We start from the raw sequence: 17,288 nt of genomic DNA, 5'->3' as shown, positions 1-17,288 counted from the left end.
GATACAGCCTGAATGCCGGTGTGTATTAAAAGCGAAATATACCTTACCTTTGGGGCGATAAAAAAGAACCACGTTGCTACGCCCCGCCATCACGCGCACCACTCACTCAGTTTACCGTCAGACGCAGGGCAAGATCCTGCGGGTAGGGATCAAAATAGTTTTGCGTCAGCAGGTAGCGATCCGGGTATTCGGCCAGATAGTGCTTCAGCAGCGTTAACGGGGCGAGGATCGGCAACACACCGGCGCGATAGTTAAGAATGACGTCGCGCAGCTCCCCACGCTGGCGGCTATTAAGTTGGTTACGGAAATACCCCTGGATATGCATCAGCACATTGGTGTGGTTTTTCCGCGAGGCCGGTTTTTTCAGGATCGTCATCAACTTTTCGCGGTACACCACGAAAAACGCCTCCAGATCGTCCCATTCATGTAATGAGGCGACAAACGGCCCGATCTCGCGATACCCCGCCTGATGGTGCGCCAGCAACTGGAGTTTGTAGCGACTGTGGAAGTCCAGTAGCGCACGTCGCGTCAGGCCCGTTTCACGCAACGCGTTGAGTTCGTGCAGGGCAAATACCCGCTCAACGAAATTTTCCCGCAGCACCGGATCGTGCAGACGGCCATCTTCTTCAACGGGCAGCCAGGGATAGCTCGCCATTAAGGCGCCGGTGAACAGACCGACGCCCTCTTTACGCCCGCGATTGCCTTTTTCATCGTACAGCCGTACCCGCTCCATGCCGCAACTGGGTGATTTTGCACAGACGATAAAGCCGGCCAGATCGCCCAGATGCGAGAGATGGCTGTCGGTAAACGTCGCCATGTTGTCCGTCACATCCTCATGCGGCGCATGGCTAAAGCGCATCCGGATGTCCCCTGCCGCCGTCTGCACCAGGCGCAGCGCCGGACGCGGAACGGGCAGACCAATCGCCATCTCCGGGCATATCGGTTTGAACGTGACCCACTGCGCCAGTTCATCCATGACAAAGCCCATACGCTTGTGGCCGCCGTCAAAACGAACGTTCGATCCGGTTAAACAGCCGCTGATACCAATAACGGGTTGCACGTTCATGCTCTTCTCCTGACTGTGAATCATAAGGCGTAATGATATTTTAGCTGCTGGGCATACTCTTATGTAACAGGCGCATAACAGTGGATAAAGATTACTCCCAATCTTCTGCCAATCACGCCGGTTTGAATGAAGCGCGAACCGTTTGCACTACACTTTACTTCCAACTGCGTAGATGAAAGGAGTTCTCATGAAGCTATGGCCTGTCGTAACCGGTGTCGCGATTGCGTTGACGCTGGTTGCCTGTAAATCCCCCACGCCGCCGAAAGGCGTTCAGCCCATTACGAATTTTGACGCCAGTCGCTATCTGGGCAAATGGTACGAAGTCGCCCGCCTGGAAAACCGCTTTGAGCGGGGGCTTGAGCAGGTGACCGCCACCTACGGCAAGCGCAGCGACGGCGGTATTAGCGTGCTTAACCGCGGTTACGACCCGGTGAAAAATACGTGGAATGAGAGCGAAGGGAAAGCCTATTTCACGGGTGAGCCAACCACGGCCGCGCTGAAAGTCTCGTTCTTCGGGCCGTTCTATGGCGGCTATAACGTGATCAAACTGGATGATAATTACCAGCACGCGCTGGTCAGCGGCCCGGACCGCAGCTATCTGTGGATCCTGTCGCGCACGCCCACTATCCCGGACGCGGTGAAGCAGGATTATCTCACCACCGCGCGCAGTCTGGGCTTCCGGGTCGATCAACTTGTGTGGGTGAAGCAGACGCCATAAAGACTCATGCCGCCCTTCGGGACGGCATGAAAGGTATTACCGAACCAGATGCAAAAAGTGGAGATGTTTTTCATACTGGTCAAGAATGTCGTTGATGATTTGTTCCTGATTCCAGCCCATCACGTCGTAGTTTTGTCCGCCCTCTTTCAGATAAATTTCAGCACGATAATATTTATGCTGTTCATTCTGCTGCTCGTCATTTTCCAGTGCGGACAGGGCAAAGGTTGGAGAATTATACCCCCGCAACCTGACTTCATAGATGAAGTTCAGCTCGTTTCCCAGATCAACTTCCAGCCGGAGGCGATCCTCCGACGCATCGCTGATGTGGCTAAGCGTACCCTGTTTATTCAACTCTTCCTGGACCAGCACCATAGCAGGCTGGATCACATCATCCATAAAACGTTTAACCAGCGAGCGCTTCGGCAAATAGGCGATATTACGCAGCCTGCGCTGCCACGGTATCGGGTTTCTGGCGGCGGTTGGCGCAATCGTCGCCATGCTCTGGCTTTCGCGTTTGGTCAGATCCCGGCGCAACGCCTTGAGCAAACCGTAAATCGAAATCAACAATATCGCTGAGAACGGCAGCGCACTGGCTATTGTCACCGTCTGCAACGCGCTTAGCCCACCCGCCAGCAGAAGGGCAATTGCGACAATGCCCATCAACGAGGCCCAGAAAATGCGCTGCCAGACAGGCGTATTGCTGGACCCGCCAGAGGCCAGCGTATCGACCACCATGGCGCCCGAATCGGCAGAGGTCACAAAGAAAACGATCACCATCGCCATAGCGATAAACGAAAGCGCCCCGGAAAACGGGAAATGTTCGAGGAAATTAAACAGCGCCAGGGCCACATCCTGCTGAACGGTTGTAGCCAGATCGTTGGCGCCCTGGAACATAATCAGGTAGATAGCGCTGTTGCCAAACACGGTCATCCACATCAGCGTGAAACCGGCCGGTACAAACAGCACGCCCGTGACAAACTCCCTGATTGTTCTGCCCCGGGAAACTCGGGCGATAAACATGCCGACAAACGGAGACCAGGACAGCCACCATCCCCAGTACAGCAGCGTCCAGCCGCCCAACCAGTTACTGGACTTCGGTTCATAGGCGTACAGGTTGAATGTTTTACTCACCAGTTCCGATAAATAGCCACCGGTGTTTTCTACAAAGGACTTCAGTAAAAGCACCGTCGGCCCCAGCAGCAGAACCAACGCCAGTAGCAAAACGGCGAGACCGAGGTTCAATTCCGACAAAATACGAATACCTTTATCCAGCCCGGAAACCACTGAAATTGTCGCCAGCCCGGTAATTACCACTATCAGAATGACCTGAACCGTTTCATTTATCGGCACGTCAAAAAGATGATTAAGCCCGGCATTGACTTGCAATACGCCATAACCCAGTGACGTGGCCACCCCAAAAACGGTACCAATGACGGCAAAAATATCCACGGCATGCCCGATAGGGCCATATATGCGATCGCCAATAATGGGATAAAGCGCGGAGCGAAGCGTTAGCGGCAAGCCGTGACGATAGCTGAAAAAAGCAAGGATCAGCGCCACTATCGCGTAGATTGCCCAGGCGTGAAGCCCCCAGTGGAAAAATGTCAGACGCATCGCCTCTTTTGCCGCGGTGACGGTTTCAGGCGTACCCACCGGCGGCGAAAGGTAGTGCATGACGGGTTCAGCGACGCCAAAGAACATCAGGCCAATCCCCATCCCCGCGGAAAAGAGCATGGCGAACCACGAGTGATAGCTGAAATCCGGCTGTGCGTGGTCCGGGCCGAGCTTAATATCGCCGTAACGGGAAAGGCCAAGAAATGTCACGCTCAACAGGATCAACGCAACCGCCAGAATGTAAAACCAGCTGGCGTTGGTGAAAATGCTCTGCTGTAGCAGCTTGAAATTTTTGTCAGCGATTTCAGGAAAGATCGCTGCGAAGGCGACCAAAAGGAAAATTAACAAAGCAGACGTAAAAAATACTGCTTTGTTAATCTGGCTTTTTGATTTCAGGGGTGTCGTTTCTGTTTCACTCATAGAATATCCATTGCGTTGGAGGCTAATTTCGCATTAGGAAAAGACCTAATTACTGACATCCTAACAAAATTAATTCTAATTCTCAGGTCGTATATCCCGCAGGGTGCTCCTGAGATAAACGAATATTGAGGGTGAATTACACCGCTGAAGGTACTCACATCAGATAAATAACAACCAGGAAAATCGACGTTCACTCACTGGCCCGGCCAGCGCCACCGGGCTCGCTTTTCTCTCTCTTTACTGTCACTGATACTCGTCACGCTCGTCATCTTCATCCGGTTGCTCAAGCACGCTGTAAGCAACTGAGCAGAACAGCGAGTTCAGACGCTGCATGTCACCCAGCAGCCCCAAATGCAGAGAACTGGTTTCGATGCTTTGCACGTTCTGCTGATGCAGACGGTCGACGTGCGCGTGGGAATAGCGGCGGTTCAGTATACGAAAACGGTGCTTGCTGCGGCGCAGTCGTCGGGCGCTGGTGACGTCGCCAGAGAAGAATACCGACATCGCCAGCTGTAGGTTACTGAGCAGTTGATCGTGCAGCGCATCCAGCTCTTTTAACCCTTCGACAGAAAATGCGCGACGTGCCGCCAGCGATTTATCGGCAATTTCACTGCCCATGCGCTCGACGATATCCGATGCCTGCTCAAGGTTAAGCGACATTTCGATGATCTCCGCCCAGCGCGTAGACTCCTCTTCCGCCAGCTCTTCTTTCGGCATCCGCGCCAGATAGAGCTTGATAGCGGTATACAACACGTTGATGTCATCCGCTATTTTGCGCAGCTCTTTCTCTTCACGCGGCTCGCCGTGCATCACCTTTTTCAGTCCAACCATCATCTGTTCCATCGCGTCGCCGATCCGCAACGCTTCCCGAGCGGCATTGGCCAGCGCCAGCGTCGGGGTATCCAGCGCGCTGACGTCCAGATGCTTCGGTTTCAGGTGCGCCTCCAGCTCCGGCTGGTCACGGATCAATCGCTGGCAAAGCCGCGCCATCGGTTCAGCGAACGGGATCATCGCCAGACAACGCACCAGGTTGTAAAAGACGTGGAAGTAGATCACCAGTTCGGACTTCGGCAGCGGCAATTCATCCATCAGGTCCGCCAGCGGATGCACGAACGGCAGAATAATCAGGCTGCCCACCAGCTTGAACAGCAAGCTACCCAGCGCCACGCGACGGGCAGCGGCATTGGCGGCGCTGTTGTTGAGCATCGCCAGCAGACCGGAGCCGAGGTTAGCGCCAATCACCAGACACAGCGCCACCGGGAACGAGATAATGCCCGCCGCCGTCAAGGTCGCGGTCAGCAGCACCGCCGCGAGACTGGAGTAACTGATGATGGCAAACATCGCGCCGATCAGCGCATCAAGCATGATATCGCCGGTCAGCGAGGCGAAAATCACCTGCACGCCGTTAGCCTGGGTGATCGGCGTGACCGCCTGGACAATCAGCTCCAGCGCCAACAGAATCAGTCCCAGACCAATACCAACACGTCCCAGTTGCCCGGCGCGGGACTGTTTGCGCCCGAGGAAGAAGATCACGCCGATAAAAATCAGCAGTGGCGACAACCACGATAAATCGAAGGTCAGAATACGCGCCATTAGCGCGGTCCCCACATCCGCTCCGAGCACAATCACCAGCGCAGGCGTCAGGGCGACCAGATCCTGAGCGACAAATGAGGTGACCAGCATCGTCGTGGCATTACTGCTTTGCACCAGCGCAGTGACGCCAATCCCCGCACAGAAGGCGAGTGGTTTCTTTTCTACACTACGGCTGAGGACGGTACGCAAGCGCGCGCCAAATACGCGCATCACGCCGGTACGCACAATATGGGTGCCCCACACCAGCAGGGCGACAGCAGAAAGCAGGTGTAACAGCGTTAACACGGAATCAGGTACTCCTTATATTTATATGTTTTCCTGAGGCTCATTAGCGATAAATTTTGCGCAGCGCCTGCCTTGAGTATAAGGGTTTAATTGTAAGAAAGAGACAGGGCGCTCAATGAGCGCCCCGGGAGTTGTAAGGAAACGTGACTTCAGTCTGACGGGTCAGTCCGCATCGTAGCCCAGATTAGGCGCCAGCCAGCGCTCCACTTCCGTTACGCTCATTCCTTTGCGGAACGCGTAATCTTCCACCTGATCGCGCTGAATCTGCGCCACCGCGAAGTACTTGCTGTCCGGATGGCTGAAGTACCAGCCTGATACCGACGCGCCAGGCCACATGGCAAAGGACTCGGTGAGCTTCATGCCGGTATGCTGTTCAACGTCCAGCAACTGCCAGATGGTGCCCTTCTCGGTATGTTCCGGGCAGGCAGGATACCCCGGCGCCGGACGGATCCCCTGGTAATTTTCGCGGATGAGATCCTCATTGCTGAGGTTTTCATTTGCCGCATAGCCCCAGTGCACCTTGCGCACACGTTCATGCAGGTACTCGGCGAACGCTTCCGCCAGGCGGTCGGCAATCGCTTTTACCATGATTTTGTTGTAGTCATCGTGCTGGGCCTCGAACGCGTCCGCCAGCGCGTCCTCTTCAAGCCCGCCGGTCACCGCGAAGGCGCCAATATAGTCGGCTTTGCCGGACAGCTTCGGCGCGACGAAATCGGCCAGGCAGTAGTTGGCAAAACCCACTTTTTCGGTTTGCTGTCGCAGATGATGGCTGACCGCAAGCACATGGGTGCGGGTTTCATCGCGGTAGATCTCGATATCGTCACCGATACGGTTCGCCGGGAACAGGCCGACCACACCGCGCGGGTTGAGCGTTTTCTCAGCGCTGAGTTTATCCAGCATGTCATTGGCGTCTTTAAACAGGCGTTTTGCCTCCTCGCCCACCACTTCATCTTCAAGAATGCGCGGATATTTCCCGGCCAGCGACCAGGTCATGAAGAATGGCGTCCAGTCGATGTAATTACGCAGCGTTTCGATGCTCGCCTCCACCTCCTGTACGCCCAGACGGTGCGCCACCGGCGGCGTGTAGCTTGCCCAGTCGAAAGCCAGATCGTTATCCCGCGCGGCAGCCAGCGAGACAGGCGGCGTGCGCGGTTTTTTACGCCCGTGCTGAATACGTACGGTTTCGTACTCTTTACGGGTACGGGCGACAAACTCATCGCGTTGAGTGTCCGACAGGAGCGCCGCCACCACGCCCACCGTGCGCGAGGCATTCTGCACGTAAACCGTCGGGCCGCTGTAGTTCTGCTCGATCTTCACCGCCGTGTGCGCTTTTGAGGTGGTCGCGCCGCCAATCAGCAGCGGAATGGTAAAGCCCTGACGCTCCATCTCTTTCGCCACATTCACCATTTCATCCAGCGACGGGGTGATCAGGCCGGAAAGGCCGATCAGATCGGCATTCACCTCTTTCGCGGTTTTGAGGATTTTCTCCGCCGGAACCATCACGCCGAGATCGACAATTTCGTAGTTATTACACTGTAAAACGACGCCGACAATGTTTTTGCCAATGTCATGAACGTCGCCTTTCACCGTGGCGATGACCATCTTGCCATTGCTCGAGCCCTGCTCTTTACTGGCTTCAATAAACGGCTCCAGATACGCCACCGCCTGCTTCATCACGCGGGCGGATTTGACCACCTGCGGCAGAAACATCTTCCCTTCGCCAAACAGATCGCCGACCACGTTCATGCCGTCCATCAGCGGTCCTTCAATCACTTCAATCGGGCGGGCAGCCTGCTGACGGGCTTCTTCGGTATCCTGTTCGATAAATTCGGTGATGCCTTTCACCAGCGAGTATTCGAGGCGCTTTTTCACATCCCAGCTTCGCCACTCCGCCTGCTGGGCGTTGGCGGAATCATCAGCCTTGCTGCCGCGATATTTTTCCGCCAGTTCCAGCAGTCGCTCGGTGCCATCATCGCGACGGTTGAGGATCACATCCTCTACCGCATCGCGCAGTTCCGTCGGCAAATCGTCGTAAATCGCCAGTTGTCCGGCGTTGACGATCCCCATATCCATGCCGTTGCGAATGGCGTAGTAGAGGAATACCGCATGAATCGCCTCGCGCACCGGGTCGTTGCCGCGAAACGAGAACGAGACGTTAGAAACGCCGCCGGAGATCAGCGCGTGCGGCAATTCGCGTTTAATGTCTTCACACGCGCCAATAAAATCCTGCGCGTAGTTGTTGTGCTCCTCGATTCCGGTGGCGACAGCGAAAATGTTCGGGTCGAAGATAATGTCTTCCGGCGGGAAGCCCACCTCTTCGGTCAAAATTTTGTACGCGCGGCGACAAATCTCGATTTTACGCGCGCGGGTATCCGCCTGGCCCTGCTCATCAAACGCCATGACTACCACCGCCGCACCGTAGCGGCGCAGCAGCTTCGCATGATGGATGAAGGTTTCAACCCCCTCTTTCATCGAGATGGAGTTGACGATGCCTTTACCCTGAATGCACTTCAGCCCTTTTTCGATCACCTCCCATTTAGAGGAGTCGATCATGATCGGCACGCGGGCGATGTCTGGCTCCCCGGCGATCAGATTGAGAAAACGTACCATCGCCGCTTCGGCGTCGAGCATCCCCTCGTCCATGTTGATATCGATGATCTGCGCGCCGCTCTCCACCTGCTGACGGGCGACATCCAGCGCCTCGCTGTATTTTTCTTCTTTGATCAGGCGCTTGAACTTCGCTGAACCCGTAACGTTGGTGCGCTCGCCGACGTTCACAAACAGACTGTCGTCGCCAATGTTAAGCGGTTCAAGCCCCGACAACCGGCAGGCGATAGCAATGTCCGGCAGTTTACGCGGCGGTAAGCCTTCTACCGCGCGGCTCATGGCGGCAATATGTTCCGGCGTGGTACCACAGCAGCCGCCGACGATATTCAGGAAGCCCGCTTGCGCCCATTCGCGGATTTGCTTCGCCATGGTATCGGCATCAAGATCGTACTCGCCGAAGGCGTTAGGCAGTCCGGCGTTCGGGTGGGCAGTGACGTAGCATTCGGCAATACGCGACAGTTCCTGCACGTACTGGCGCAGCTCATCCGGTCCCAGTGCGCAGTTCAGGCCAAAAGTGAGCGCTTCGGCGTGGCGCAACGAGTTGTAAAACGCTTCGGTTGTCTGGCCGGAAAGCGTGCGTCCGGAGGCGTCGGTGATAGTGCCGGAAATCATAATCGGCAATTCCACGCCCAGCGCCTCAAATTCTTCTTTCACGGCGAATATCGCCGCTTTCGCATTCAGCGTATCGAAAACCGTTTCGATCAGAATGAGGTCTGCACCGCCTTCCACCAGCGCCCGCGTGGATTCACGGTAGGCCGCCACCAGTTGATCGAAAGAGATATTACGGAACGCCGGGTCGTTCACATCGGGCGAGATGGAGGCCGTGCGGTTAGTGGGGCCGAGGACGCCTGCCACATAGCGCGGTTTTTCCGGCGTGCGCGCCGTCCACTCATCGGCGCAGGCTCGCGCCAGCTTCGCGGCAGCAAAGTTAATTTCCGCCGACAGCGACTCCATCTGATAATCCGCCATCGCGATGGTCGTGGAGTTAAACGTGTTGGTTTCGATGATATCCGCGCCTGCGTCAAAATAAGCGTCATGGATAGCGCGGATAACGTCCGGTTTGCTGAGCACCAGCAGGTCGTTATTCCCTTTCAGGTCGCAAGGCCAGTTGGCAAAACGGTCACCGCGAAAATCGGCTTCGCTCAGACGGTAGCTCTGGATCATCGTGCCCATACCGCCGTCCAGCACCAGAATACGTTCATTTAACTGCGCACGCAGTTGTTCAACTTTGCTGCTCACACTTGCTCCCGACAACGCTCAACCAGACCCAAAAAATCTCAACAGGTCATACTGGCACAAACGGAAGAGGTGGAAAAGAGAACAACAGACAACATGAGACATGTTCAGCTTCACTCATCCGATCAGTTTAAGTCTGCTTGCATTATAATTGAATAAAACGAAAATGATTTCCACGATACAGAAAAAGGAGTCAGCCATGGTTGCCACCGTTCCCGCGAAACGCGGTAGAAAACCCGCCGCGACGACAGCCCCCGCCGCCGGACAGGTTCAGTCGCTCACCCGTGGCCTGAAGCTGCTGGAATGGATCGCGGAGTCCAACGGCAGCGTGGCATTGACCGAGCTGGCGCAGCAGGCAGGTTTACCCAATTCCACGACCCACCGCCTGCTGACCACCATGCAGCAGCAGGGTTTCGTCCGTCAGGTTGGCGATCTCGGTCACTGGGCGGTCGGCGCGCATGCGTTCATTGTCGGCAGCAGCTTTCTGCAAAGCCGCAATCTGCTGGCGATTGTCCACCCAATCCTGCGACGTCTGATGGAAGATTCCGGCGAGACGGTGAATCTGGCGGTGCTGGATCAAAGCGACCATCAGGCGATTATTATCGACCAGGTGCAGTGTACTCAACTGATGCGCATGTCAGCGCCTATCGGCGGCAAGCTGCCGATGCACGCCTCCGGCGCGGGCAAAGCGTTCCTTTCCCAACTCAGCGAGGAGCAGGTCACCAGTCTGCTGCACCGTAAAGGACTGCATGCCTATACCCATGCTACGCTGGTGTCGCCTGTCCATCTGAAGGATGATCTCGCCCAGACCCGTAAGCGCGGCTATTCGTTTGATGATGAAGAACACGCGCTGGGCCTGCGCTGCGTGGCATCGTGCATTTATGATGAGCATCGCGAGCCGTTCGCCGCCATTTCGATTTCCGGCCCGATTTCGCGCATCACCGATGACCGCGTGACTGAGTTTGGCGCGATGGTGATCAAGGCGGCGAAGGAAGTGACGCTGGCATACGGTGGAATTCGTTAAGCCCGGTTTACCGGGTGGCGACGCGCCCTTTCCGGCCTACGCCGGCTCCGCAGAACCGGCGTACCGCACGCAAAACCGCTGCTTACGCCGGTAAGCATAGACATCCTCTACATGCCCTTCCCGTATACGCGTCTGTAACGCTCGCCAGTAGTCGGCGCGAAACAGGTCGGCATGCATCTCTTCAAACAACGGTCCGATGCGCGGATCGGCGCACAGCCAGTGGCGAAATTCTTCCGGAAACACATCGCCCGGCGATACGCTGTACCAGGGTTCGGCGCTCAACTCATCTTCCGGATACCGCGCTTGCGGGATATCGCGGAAATTGACCTCTGTCATGTAGCAAATCTCATCGTAGTCGTAAAACACCACGCGGCCATGACGGGTAACGCCAAAGTTTTTAAACAGCATGTCGCCGGGAAAAATATTGGCGGCGGCAAGCTGGCGAATGGCGTTGCCGTACTCCTCAATGGCGTCACGCAACTGCTGGCCATCAACCTGCTCAAGCCAGATATTCAGCGGTACCATTCGCCGTTCAATATACAAATGACGAATGATAATGTGATCGCCAAGGTCGGTGATTTTCTCCGGCGCTTCTTCACGCAATAGTGACAATAACGCCGGGTCGATTTGCCGTTTCTCCAGCACGAAGTTTTCAAACTCCTGGGTATCTGCCATACGCCCGACGCGATCGTGCTCTTTCACCAGTTGATAGCAGGCGCGAACATGGGCGGCAGACATCTCTTTTTGCGGGGCAAATTTATCTTTGATGATTTTGAAGACCCGGTCGAATCCCGGCAGGGTAAACACCAGCATCACCATCCCACGGATGCCCGGCGCTTCAATAAACTGTTCGTCACAACTGCGCAAGTACAGTAAATACTCGCGATAACTTTCGGTCTTGGCGTGCTTCTGGCAGCCGATCGCCATATACAATTCGGCGGTGGTTTTCCCCGGCAGGATCTCGCGTAACCACTCCACCAGCGCGGCGGGCAGCGGCGCGTACACCATAAAATAGGAGCGGGCGAAGCCAAACACGATGCTGGCTTCTGCCGTAGTGGTCAGGCAGGCGTCGACAAACAGTTCGCCTTCATCAGTGCGATGAATCGGCAGCAGGAACGGCAAAGTGCCCTCGGGCATGACCAGCTTACCCACCAGCCAGGCCGCCTTGTTGCGATAAAACAGTTCGTTCGCCACCTGCAAATGGCTACGGGATAACACATCCGCGCCAAAGGTTTCCGTCAGATGCAGGGTGATATAGCGAATATCACGGCTTTTATTTTGCCACGGCAGACGCAGAGGGAGATCGCTGAGCACGCGCGTTAATAGCGCTTCCCAGCCGCGATCGGGAAAGAAATCTTTCGCCAGCGGGCGAGGAATGGTGCGAAAGCGTCGCTCCGGCTGGGAGCTGAAGATAAACAGCCGCTCGGGGGTCAGCGAACGGTGATCGAATAACCGGCAGTAGACGGAGTTAAAAAAGCTCTCCGCTATCTCGAAGCGTGGATAGTCTGGTAACAGCCGGGTGTAGTGTTCTTTTACCCGCAGCAAAAAATCCGCATCGGTACTTTTGCCGTCGGTGATGCAGCGCAACTGTTCCACTACCAGACCAACATGGTGATCGTAGAGATGGATACGCTGTTTCATGGCCTGCTGAACCGCGTGCCAGTCAGCCTGTTCGAAGCGCTGCTGCGCCCCGGAAGTCACTTCCAGAAACCGACCATACTGGGCGTCAAAGCCTTGCAGAATGGTTTGTGCAATCAGTAATTCCAGGCCACGCGTCATCGCTTCTCCCCATCCTGCACATGATCATGCCAGATGGCGCATTCGCTTATCCGGCCTACAGGTTATCGTAGACCCGGTAAGCGCGCGCCACCGGACATCAGGTCATCAGAACTGCGACTCTTCTGTCGACCCGGTTAATGCGGTAACCGATGACGCGCCGCCCTGAATAATGGTGGTGACTTTATCGAAATAACCGGTACCCACTTCCTGCTGATGAGAAACAAAGGTATAGCCCTCTTTACCGGCGGCGAATTCCGGCTGCTGCACTTTCTCAACGTAGTGCTTCATGCCTTCGCCCTGCGCATAAGCATGTGCCAGATCGAACATGTTGAACCACATGCTGTGGATCCCGGCTAATGTGATGAACTGATATTTGTAGCCCATATCCGACAGTTGCTGCTGGAAGCTGGCGATGGTCGTATCATCCAGATTCTTCTGCCAGTTAAATGACGGCGAGCAGTTGTAGGCCAGCAGTTTGCCTGGATATTTGGCGTGGATGGCCTCGGCAAAGCGTTTCGCCAGCGCCAGATCCGGCGTGGAGGTTTCACACCATACCAGATCGGCATACGGGGCGTAGGCCAGACCACGACTGATTGCCTGCTCGATCCCAGCGCGGGTGCGGAAAAACCCTTCGCTGGTGCGCTCGCCGGTAATAAATTCGCTATCGTACGGATCGCAGTCGGAGGTAATCAGATCCGCCGCGTCGGCGTCAGTACGGGCAATCAGCAGCGTAGGCACGCCCATCACATCCGCCGCCAGACGCGCGGCAACCAGTTTCTGGATCGCTTCCTGCGTTGGCACCAGCACCTTGCCGCCCATGTGACCGCATTTCTTGACGGAAGCCAGCTGATCTTCAAAGTGAACGGCCGCTGCACCGGCTTCAATCATCGATTTCATCAGCTCAAACGCGTTTAACACACCGCCAAAACCGGCTTCCGCATCCGCCACGATCGGCAGGAAGTAGTCCACATAGCGCGGATCGTTTGGTTCAATCCCGCTGGACCACTGGATCTGATCCGCACGACGAAACGTATTGTTGATCCGATCCACCACCGCCGGTACCGAGTTCGCCGGATACAGCGATTGATCCGGGTACATGCTGGAGGCCAGGTTAGCATCCGCCGCCACCTGCCAGCCTGACAGATAGACCGCCTCAATACCGGCTTTCGCCTGCTGCAGCGCCTGCCCACCGGTCAGCGCGCCGAGGCTGTTGATGTAACCTTTTTTCGCCTCACCATGCAGCAAGCGCCACATTTTCGCCGCGCCAAGCTGTGCCAGCGTGCATTCCGGATTGACCGAGCCGCGTAATTTCACCACTTCCTCCGCGCTATAAGGGCGACGAATGCCTTCCCAGCGCGGTTGTGTCCATTCTTTTTGTAATTCTTCAATTTGTTGGGTACGGGTTTTCATGTGCAGATGCTCCATATTGTTATGTGGTGAATTACGCCAGGAAGCGGTATCCCGGCAGGGTCAGGAAGTCGATTAACTCATCTGATGTGGTGATTTGCTCCATCAGGCGCGCAGCGTCGTCAAAACGCCCGCTGCTGTAACGGTGCTCGCCCAGCTCGTCCTGGATCACCCGCATCTCTTCGGCCAGCATCTGGCGGAACAGCGCTTTGGTTACCGGCTTGCCGTTGCTGAGGGTTTTTTCGTGGTGGATCCACTGCCAGATGGAGGTGCGGGAAATTTCCGCCGTCGCCGCATCTTCCATCAGGCCGTAAATCGGTACGCAGCCGTTACCGGAGATCCACGCCTCGATATACTGCACTGCCACGCGAATGTTGGCGCGCATCCCTTCTTCAGTACGCTCTCCTTCACACGGCGCCAGAAGCTGTTCGGCAGTGATTGGCGCATCCTCCTCACGGGTGACGAAAAGCTGGTTTTTGTTTTCACCCAGCACCTCGTTAAACACTGCCATTGCGGTATCCGCCAGCCCCGGATGTGCAATCCAGGTGCCGTCGTGGCCGTTTTTCGCCTCCAGCGCTTTATCCGCTTTTACCTTTTCGAGCACCTGATTATTACGCTCGGCATCTTTGCTCGGAATAAACGCCGCCATGCCGCCCATCGCGAACGCGCCGCGCTTGTGGCAAGTTTTTATCAGCAGGCGTGAGTAGGCGCTGAGGAAGGGTTTATCCATTGTCACCACCTGGCGGTCCGGCAGGACGCGATCCGGATGATTTTTCAACGTTTTTATATAGCTGAAGATATAATCCCAGCGGCCACAATTCAGACCAACAATGTGGTCACGCAGCGCGTGGAGGATTTCATCCATTTGAAAAACAGCAGGCAGCGTTTCTATGAGCAGAGTCGCTTTAATGGTGCCGCGTGGCAGATTGAAGCGATCTTCTGCGTAGCTAAAGACTTCACTCCACCATGCCGCTTCTTGCCAGGCCTGCGTTTTCGGCAAATAGAAGTAGGGGCCGCTGCCTTTGGCCAGCAGCGCCTGATAGTTGTGGAAGAAATAGAGCGCAAAGTCGAACAGGCTGCCCGGGATCGCCTCGCCGCGCCAGGTGACGTGTTTTTCCGGCAAATGCAGACCGCGAACGCGGCAGATGAGTAACGCCGGATCGGGCTTGAGTTGGTAAATTTTACCGGCTTCGTTGGTGTAGCTGATGGTGCCATTGACCGCGTCGCGCAGGTTAATATGTCCGTCGATCACTTTGCTCCATTCCGGCGCCAGTGAATCCTCAAAATCGGCCATAAACACCTTCACGTTGGCATTCAGGGCATTAATAACCATCTTGCGCTCAACCGGTCCGGTGATCTCAACGCGTCGATCCTGTAAATCCGCCGGGATGCCGCGAATCGTCCAGTTACCCTCACGAATGGAAGTCGTTTCCGAAATAAAATCTGGCAGATTACCGTTGTCAATATCCTGCTGTTGCTGGATGCGCGCCGCGAGCAGCTTGTTGCGTTTGGGCGTGAAACGCGTCACCAGTTCAGTCAGAAAAGCCACTGCTTCTTCGGTGAGGATTTGCTTCTCCGGCTCGCCATACGGCCTGGTGAAGGTCAGTTCATCGGTGGTCGTCGCCTGTTGATTCATTCTTAAGCTCCTCGTCATGGATCACATTACATCCCCAATGCGAACGAAGGATCGTTGTGCGCTTTTCGTTCAGCACAACTAAGACTACTCAATTAAATTTCAAAATCAAAAACAATTTCCATTTTTAATTTAATTATCAAGCAACTTATTGATAACATTAATAATAAAGTTTAATTACAAGATGAAGTGAATTTCGGAAATAAAAAAGGCACCCGAAGGTGCCTGATGCAAGCTGCTGAAACGCTTTAGGATCGTCAGCGGCAGAAGATTAATCCAGTGTTGGATTCATGCGACGCAGATCGTACGGGGTAATCTGATAGACGTAATAGTTGAGCCAGTTGGTAAACAGTAAATTTCCATGGCTTCGCCAGGTGGCGCGCGGTTTGTTTTGCGGATCGTTTTTAGGGAAGTAATTATACGGTACGTCCGGATTCAGCCCGGCTTCAACATCACGAAAATATTCGCTGGCAAGCGTGTGCGCATCGTATTCCGGATGGCCGGTCACAAAGGCAATGCGTTTATCTTTGCTGGCAAAAAGATAGGCGTCTCCATCCTCTGTTTCTGCGAGGATCTCGAGATCGGTATAGTCACGAATCAGCGCCGCCGGAAAGTCAGCATAGCGCGAGTGCGGCGCAAGGAAGGAATCATCAAAACCGCGCGTCAGCAAGGCATGGGGATGCAAGATGTGATGTTCATAGACGCCAGACAGTTTATCGGCGCGAGTTTGCTTGGGAATACCGTAAAGGATGTTAAGCGCAGCCTGTACCGCCCAACAGACAAACAGTGTCGAGGTCACATGATCTTTCGCCCATTCCAGAACCTGTTTGATCTGCGGCCAGTAAGCGACATCGTTAAACTCAACCAGCCCCAGCGGTGCGCCAGTGACAATCAGTCCATCGAAGTTGTGATCGCAGATATCTTCAAAGTTGCAATAAAAGTTATTCAGATGCTCTGCTGGCGTGTTGCGCGACTCACGCGCGTCGATCCTGAGCAACTGGATATCCACCTGCAGCGGCGAATTGGAAAGCAGGCGCAGGAACTGATTTTCAGTTTCGATTTTCTTCGGCATCAGGTTGAGAATAAGTACCTTCAGCGGACGAATTTCCTGACCTGACGCGCGGGAAGACGTCATCACAAAGACGTTTTCCTCACGCAAGAAATTGACGGCGGGTAGCTCGTCCTGCACGCGAATCGGCATAACCTGATAACCTCACAACATACGTTTATACGTTTAGACATCCAGATAGCCGAAGATACCGAGAAATCAGCAAAATGTCGAGCCTGCATGTTGAAGGTGAGAAAGTTTCACGTCGGTAAGTGCGTTAGACTATAAGCGTGAAGAAAAGGAGAAAGTATGGTTATTAACATTCGCCGATCGCGACATGATGATGGGGATAAGTTGGTCAAGATCTGGTGTCGTTCAGTCGATGCCACGCATGATTTTCTGTCAAAAGCGTATCGAGCCGAGCTTGAGGAACTGGTGAAATCATTTCTGCCAGAAGCGCCGTTATGGGTGGCCGTCGATGAAAAGGATGTCCCTGTGGCCTTTATGCTGCTGACCGGTGAACATATGGATGCGCTGTTTGTGGATCCAGACGTTCGCGGATGTGGAATTGGAAAATTATTGATTGAACATGCACTTACACTGGCCCCGGAGCTCACAACCAATGTTAACGAACAGAATGCGCAGGCAGTGGGATTCTATAAAAAAATGGGGTTTACAGTAACGGGCCGTTCAGAAGTGGACGATCTGGGAAAACCGTACCCGTTGTTGAATTTAGTATATCGATAGGTCAGATCGCGTTGGATGGTGTAGACCAGCGCCAGAAACGCAAAAAGCCCATCCGTCAGGATGGGCTTTTCACTTGTTTGATGCCTGGCAGTTCCCTACTCTCGCATGGGG

11 protein-coding genes are annotated in these 17,288 nt (G+C 54.9%); 3 read left to right on the top strand and 8 right to left on the bottom strand.

The features are described from left to right. Window positions 1-106 precede the first annotated feature (106 nt). On the bottom strand, window positions 107-1,066 hold the full coding sequence (locus OGY07_RS13505; RefSeq protein ID WP_200036013.1) for a YbgA family protein: 960 nt from the start codon (window positions 1,064-1,066) through the stop codon (window positions 107-109). Between the two features lie 187 nt (window positions 1,067-1,253). On the opposite strand from OGY07_RS13505, the gene OGY07_RS13500 reads away from it, so the two are divergent. Beyond that, on the top strand, window positions 1,254-1,784 hold the full coding sequence (locus OGY07_RS13500) for a lipocalin family protein (RefSeq protein WP_286601166.1): 531 nt from the start codon (window positions 1,254-1,256) through the stop codon (window positions 1,782-1,784). Between the two features lie 36 nt (window positions 1,785-1,820). Here OGY07_RS13500 and OGY07_RS13495 read toward each other — a convergent pair whose 3' ends face one another. The 3 genes from OGY07_RS13495 to metH form a co-directional block, all read right to left on the bottom strand. Further along, window positions 1,821-3,818 carry a BCCT family transporter gene (locus OGY07_RS13495; RefSeq protein WP_042291302.1) on the bottom strand — a complete coding sequence of 666 codons (1,998 nt, stop codon included), beginning with the start codon at window positions 3,816-3,818 and terminating at the stop codon, window positions 1,821-1,823. A gap of 243 nt (window positions 3,819-4,061) precedes the next feature. Continuing rightward, on the bottom strand, window positions 4,062-5,696 hold the full coding sequence (locus OGY07_RS13490) for a Na/Pi cotransporter family protein (RefSeq protein ID WP_042291306.1): 1,635 nt from the start codon (window positions 5,694-5,696) through the stop codon (window positions 4,062-4,064). A gap of 162 nt (window positions 5,697-5,858) precedes the next feature. Continuing rightward, on the bottom strand, window positions 5,859-9,542 hold the full coding sequence (gene metH, locus OGY07_RS13485; RefSeq protein ID WP_042291308.1) for a methionine synthase: 3,684 nt from the start codon (window positions 9,540-9,542) through the stop codon (window positions 5,859-5,861). Window positions 9,543-9,738: 196 nt separating this feature from the next. Between metH and iclR the strand changes: the two genes are divergently transcribed. Next, on the top strand, window positions 9,739-10,563 hold the full coding sequence (gene iclR / locus OGY07_RS13480; RefSeq protein ID WP_042291309.1) for a glyoxylate bypass operon transcriptional repressor IclR: 825 nt from the start codon (window positions 9,739-9,741) through the stop codon (window positions 10,561-10,563). A 36-nt stretch (window positions 10,564-10,599) separates the two neighbouring features. On the opposite strand, the gene aceK is transcribed toward iclR, so the two are convergent. The 4 genes from aceK to metA form a co-directional block, all read right to left on the bottom strand. Then, on the bottom strand, window positions 10,600-12,342 hold the full coding sequence (aceK, locus tag OGY07_RS13475; protein WP_286601163.1) for a bifunctional isocitrate dehydrogenase kinase/phosphatase: 1,743 nt from the start codon (window positions 12,340-12,342) through the stop codon (window positions 10,600-10,602). Window positions 12,343-12,447: 105 nt separating this feature from the next. Continuing rightward, window positions 12,448-13,752 carry an isocitrate lyase gene (aceA, locus tag OGY07_RS13470; RefSeq protein ID WP_060570439.1) on the bottom strand — a complete coding sequence of 435 codons (1,305 nt, stop codon included), beginning with the start codon at window positions 13,750-13,752 and terminating at the stop codon, window positions 12,448-12,450. A gap of 31 nt (window positions 13,753-13,783) precedes the next feature. Further along, on the bottom strand, window positions 13,784-15,385 hold the full coding sequence (gene aceB, locus OGY07_RS13465; RefSeq protein ID WP_042291316.1) for a malate synthase A: 1,602 nt from the start codon (window positions 15,383-15,385) through the stop codon (window positions 13,784-13,786). A 268-nt stretch (window positions 15,386-15,653) separates the two neighbouring features. Beyond that, window positions 15,654-16,583 (bottom strand): homoserine O-acetyltransferase MetA, encoded by a 930-nt coding sequence (gene metA / locus OGY07_RS13460; RefSeq protein ID WP_286601160.1) that lies wholly within the window; start codon window positions 16,581-16,583, stop codon window positions 15,654-15,656. 156 nt (window positions 16,584-16,739) lie between these two features. Between metA and OGY07_RS13455 the strand changes: the two genes are divergently transcribed. Then, the gene (locus OGY07_RS13455; RefSeq protein WP_042291320.1) at window positions 16,740-17,177 is read left to right on the top strand and encodes an acetyltransferase; all 438 of its coding nucleotides are present in this window, start codon (window positions 16,740-16,742) and stop codon (window positions 17,175-17,177) included. Window positions 17,178-17,288 lie beyond the last annotated feature (111 nt).

It is taken from the genome of Citrobacter sp. Cs237, assembly GCF_030332325.1.
Lineage (GTDB): Bacteria > Pseudomonadota > Gammaproteobacteria > Enterobacterales > Enterobacteriaceae > Citrobacter_A > Citrobacter_A sedlakii.
This window is presented reverse-complemented; position numbering and strand designations above follow the sequence as displayed.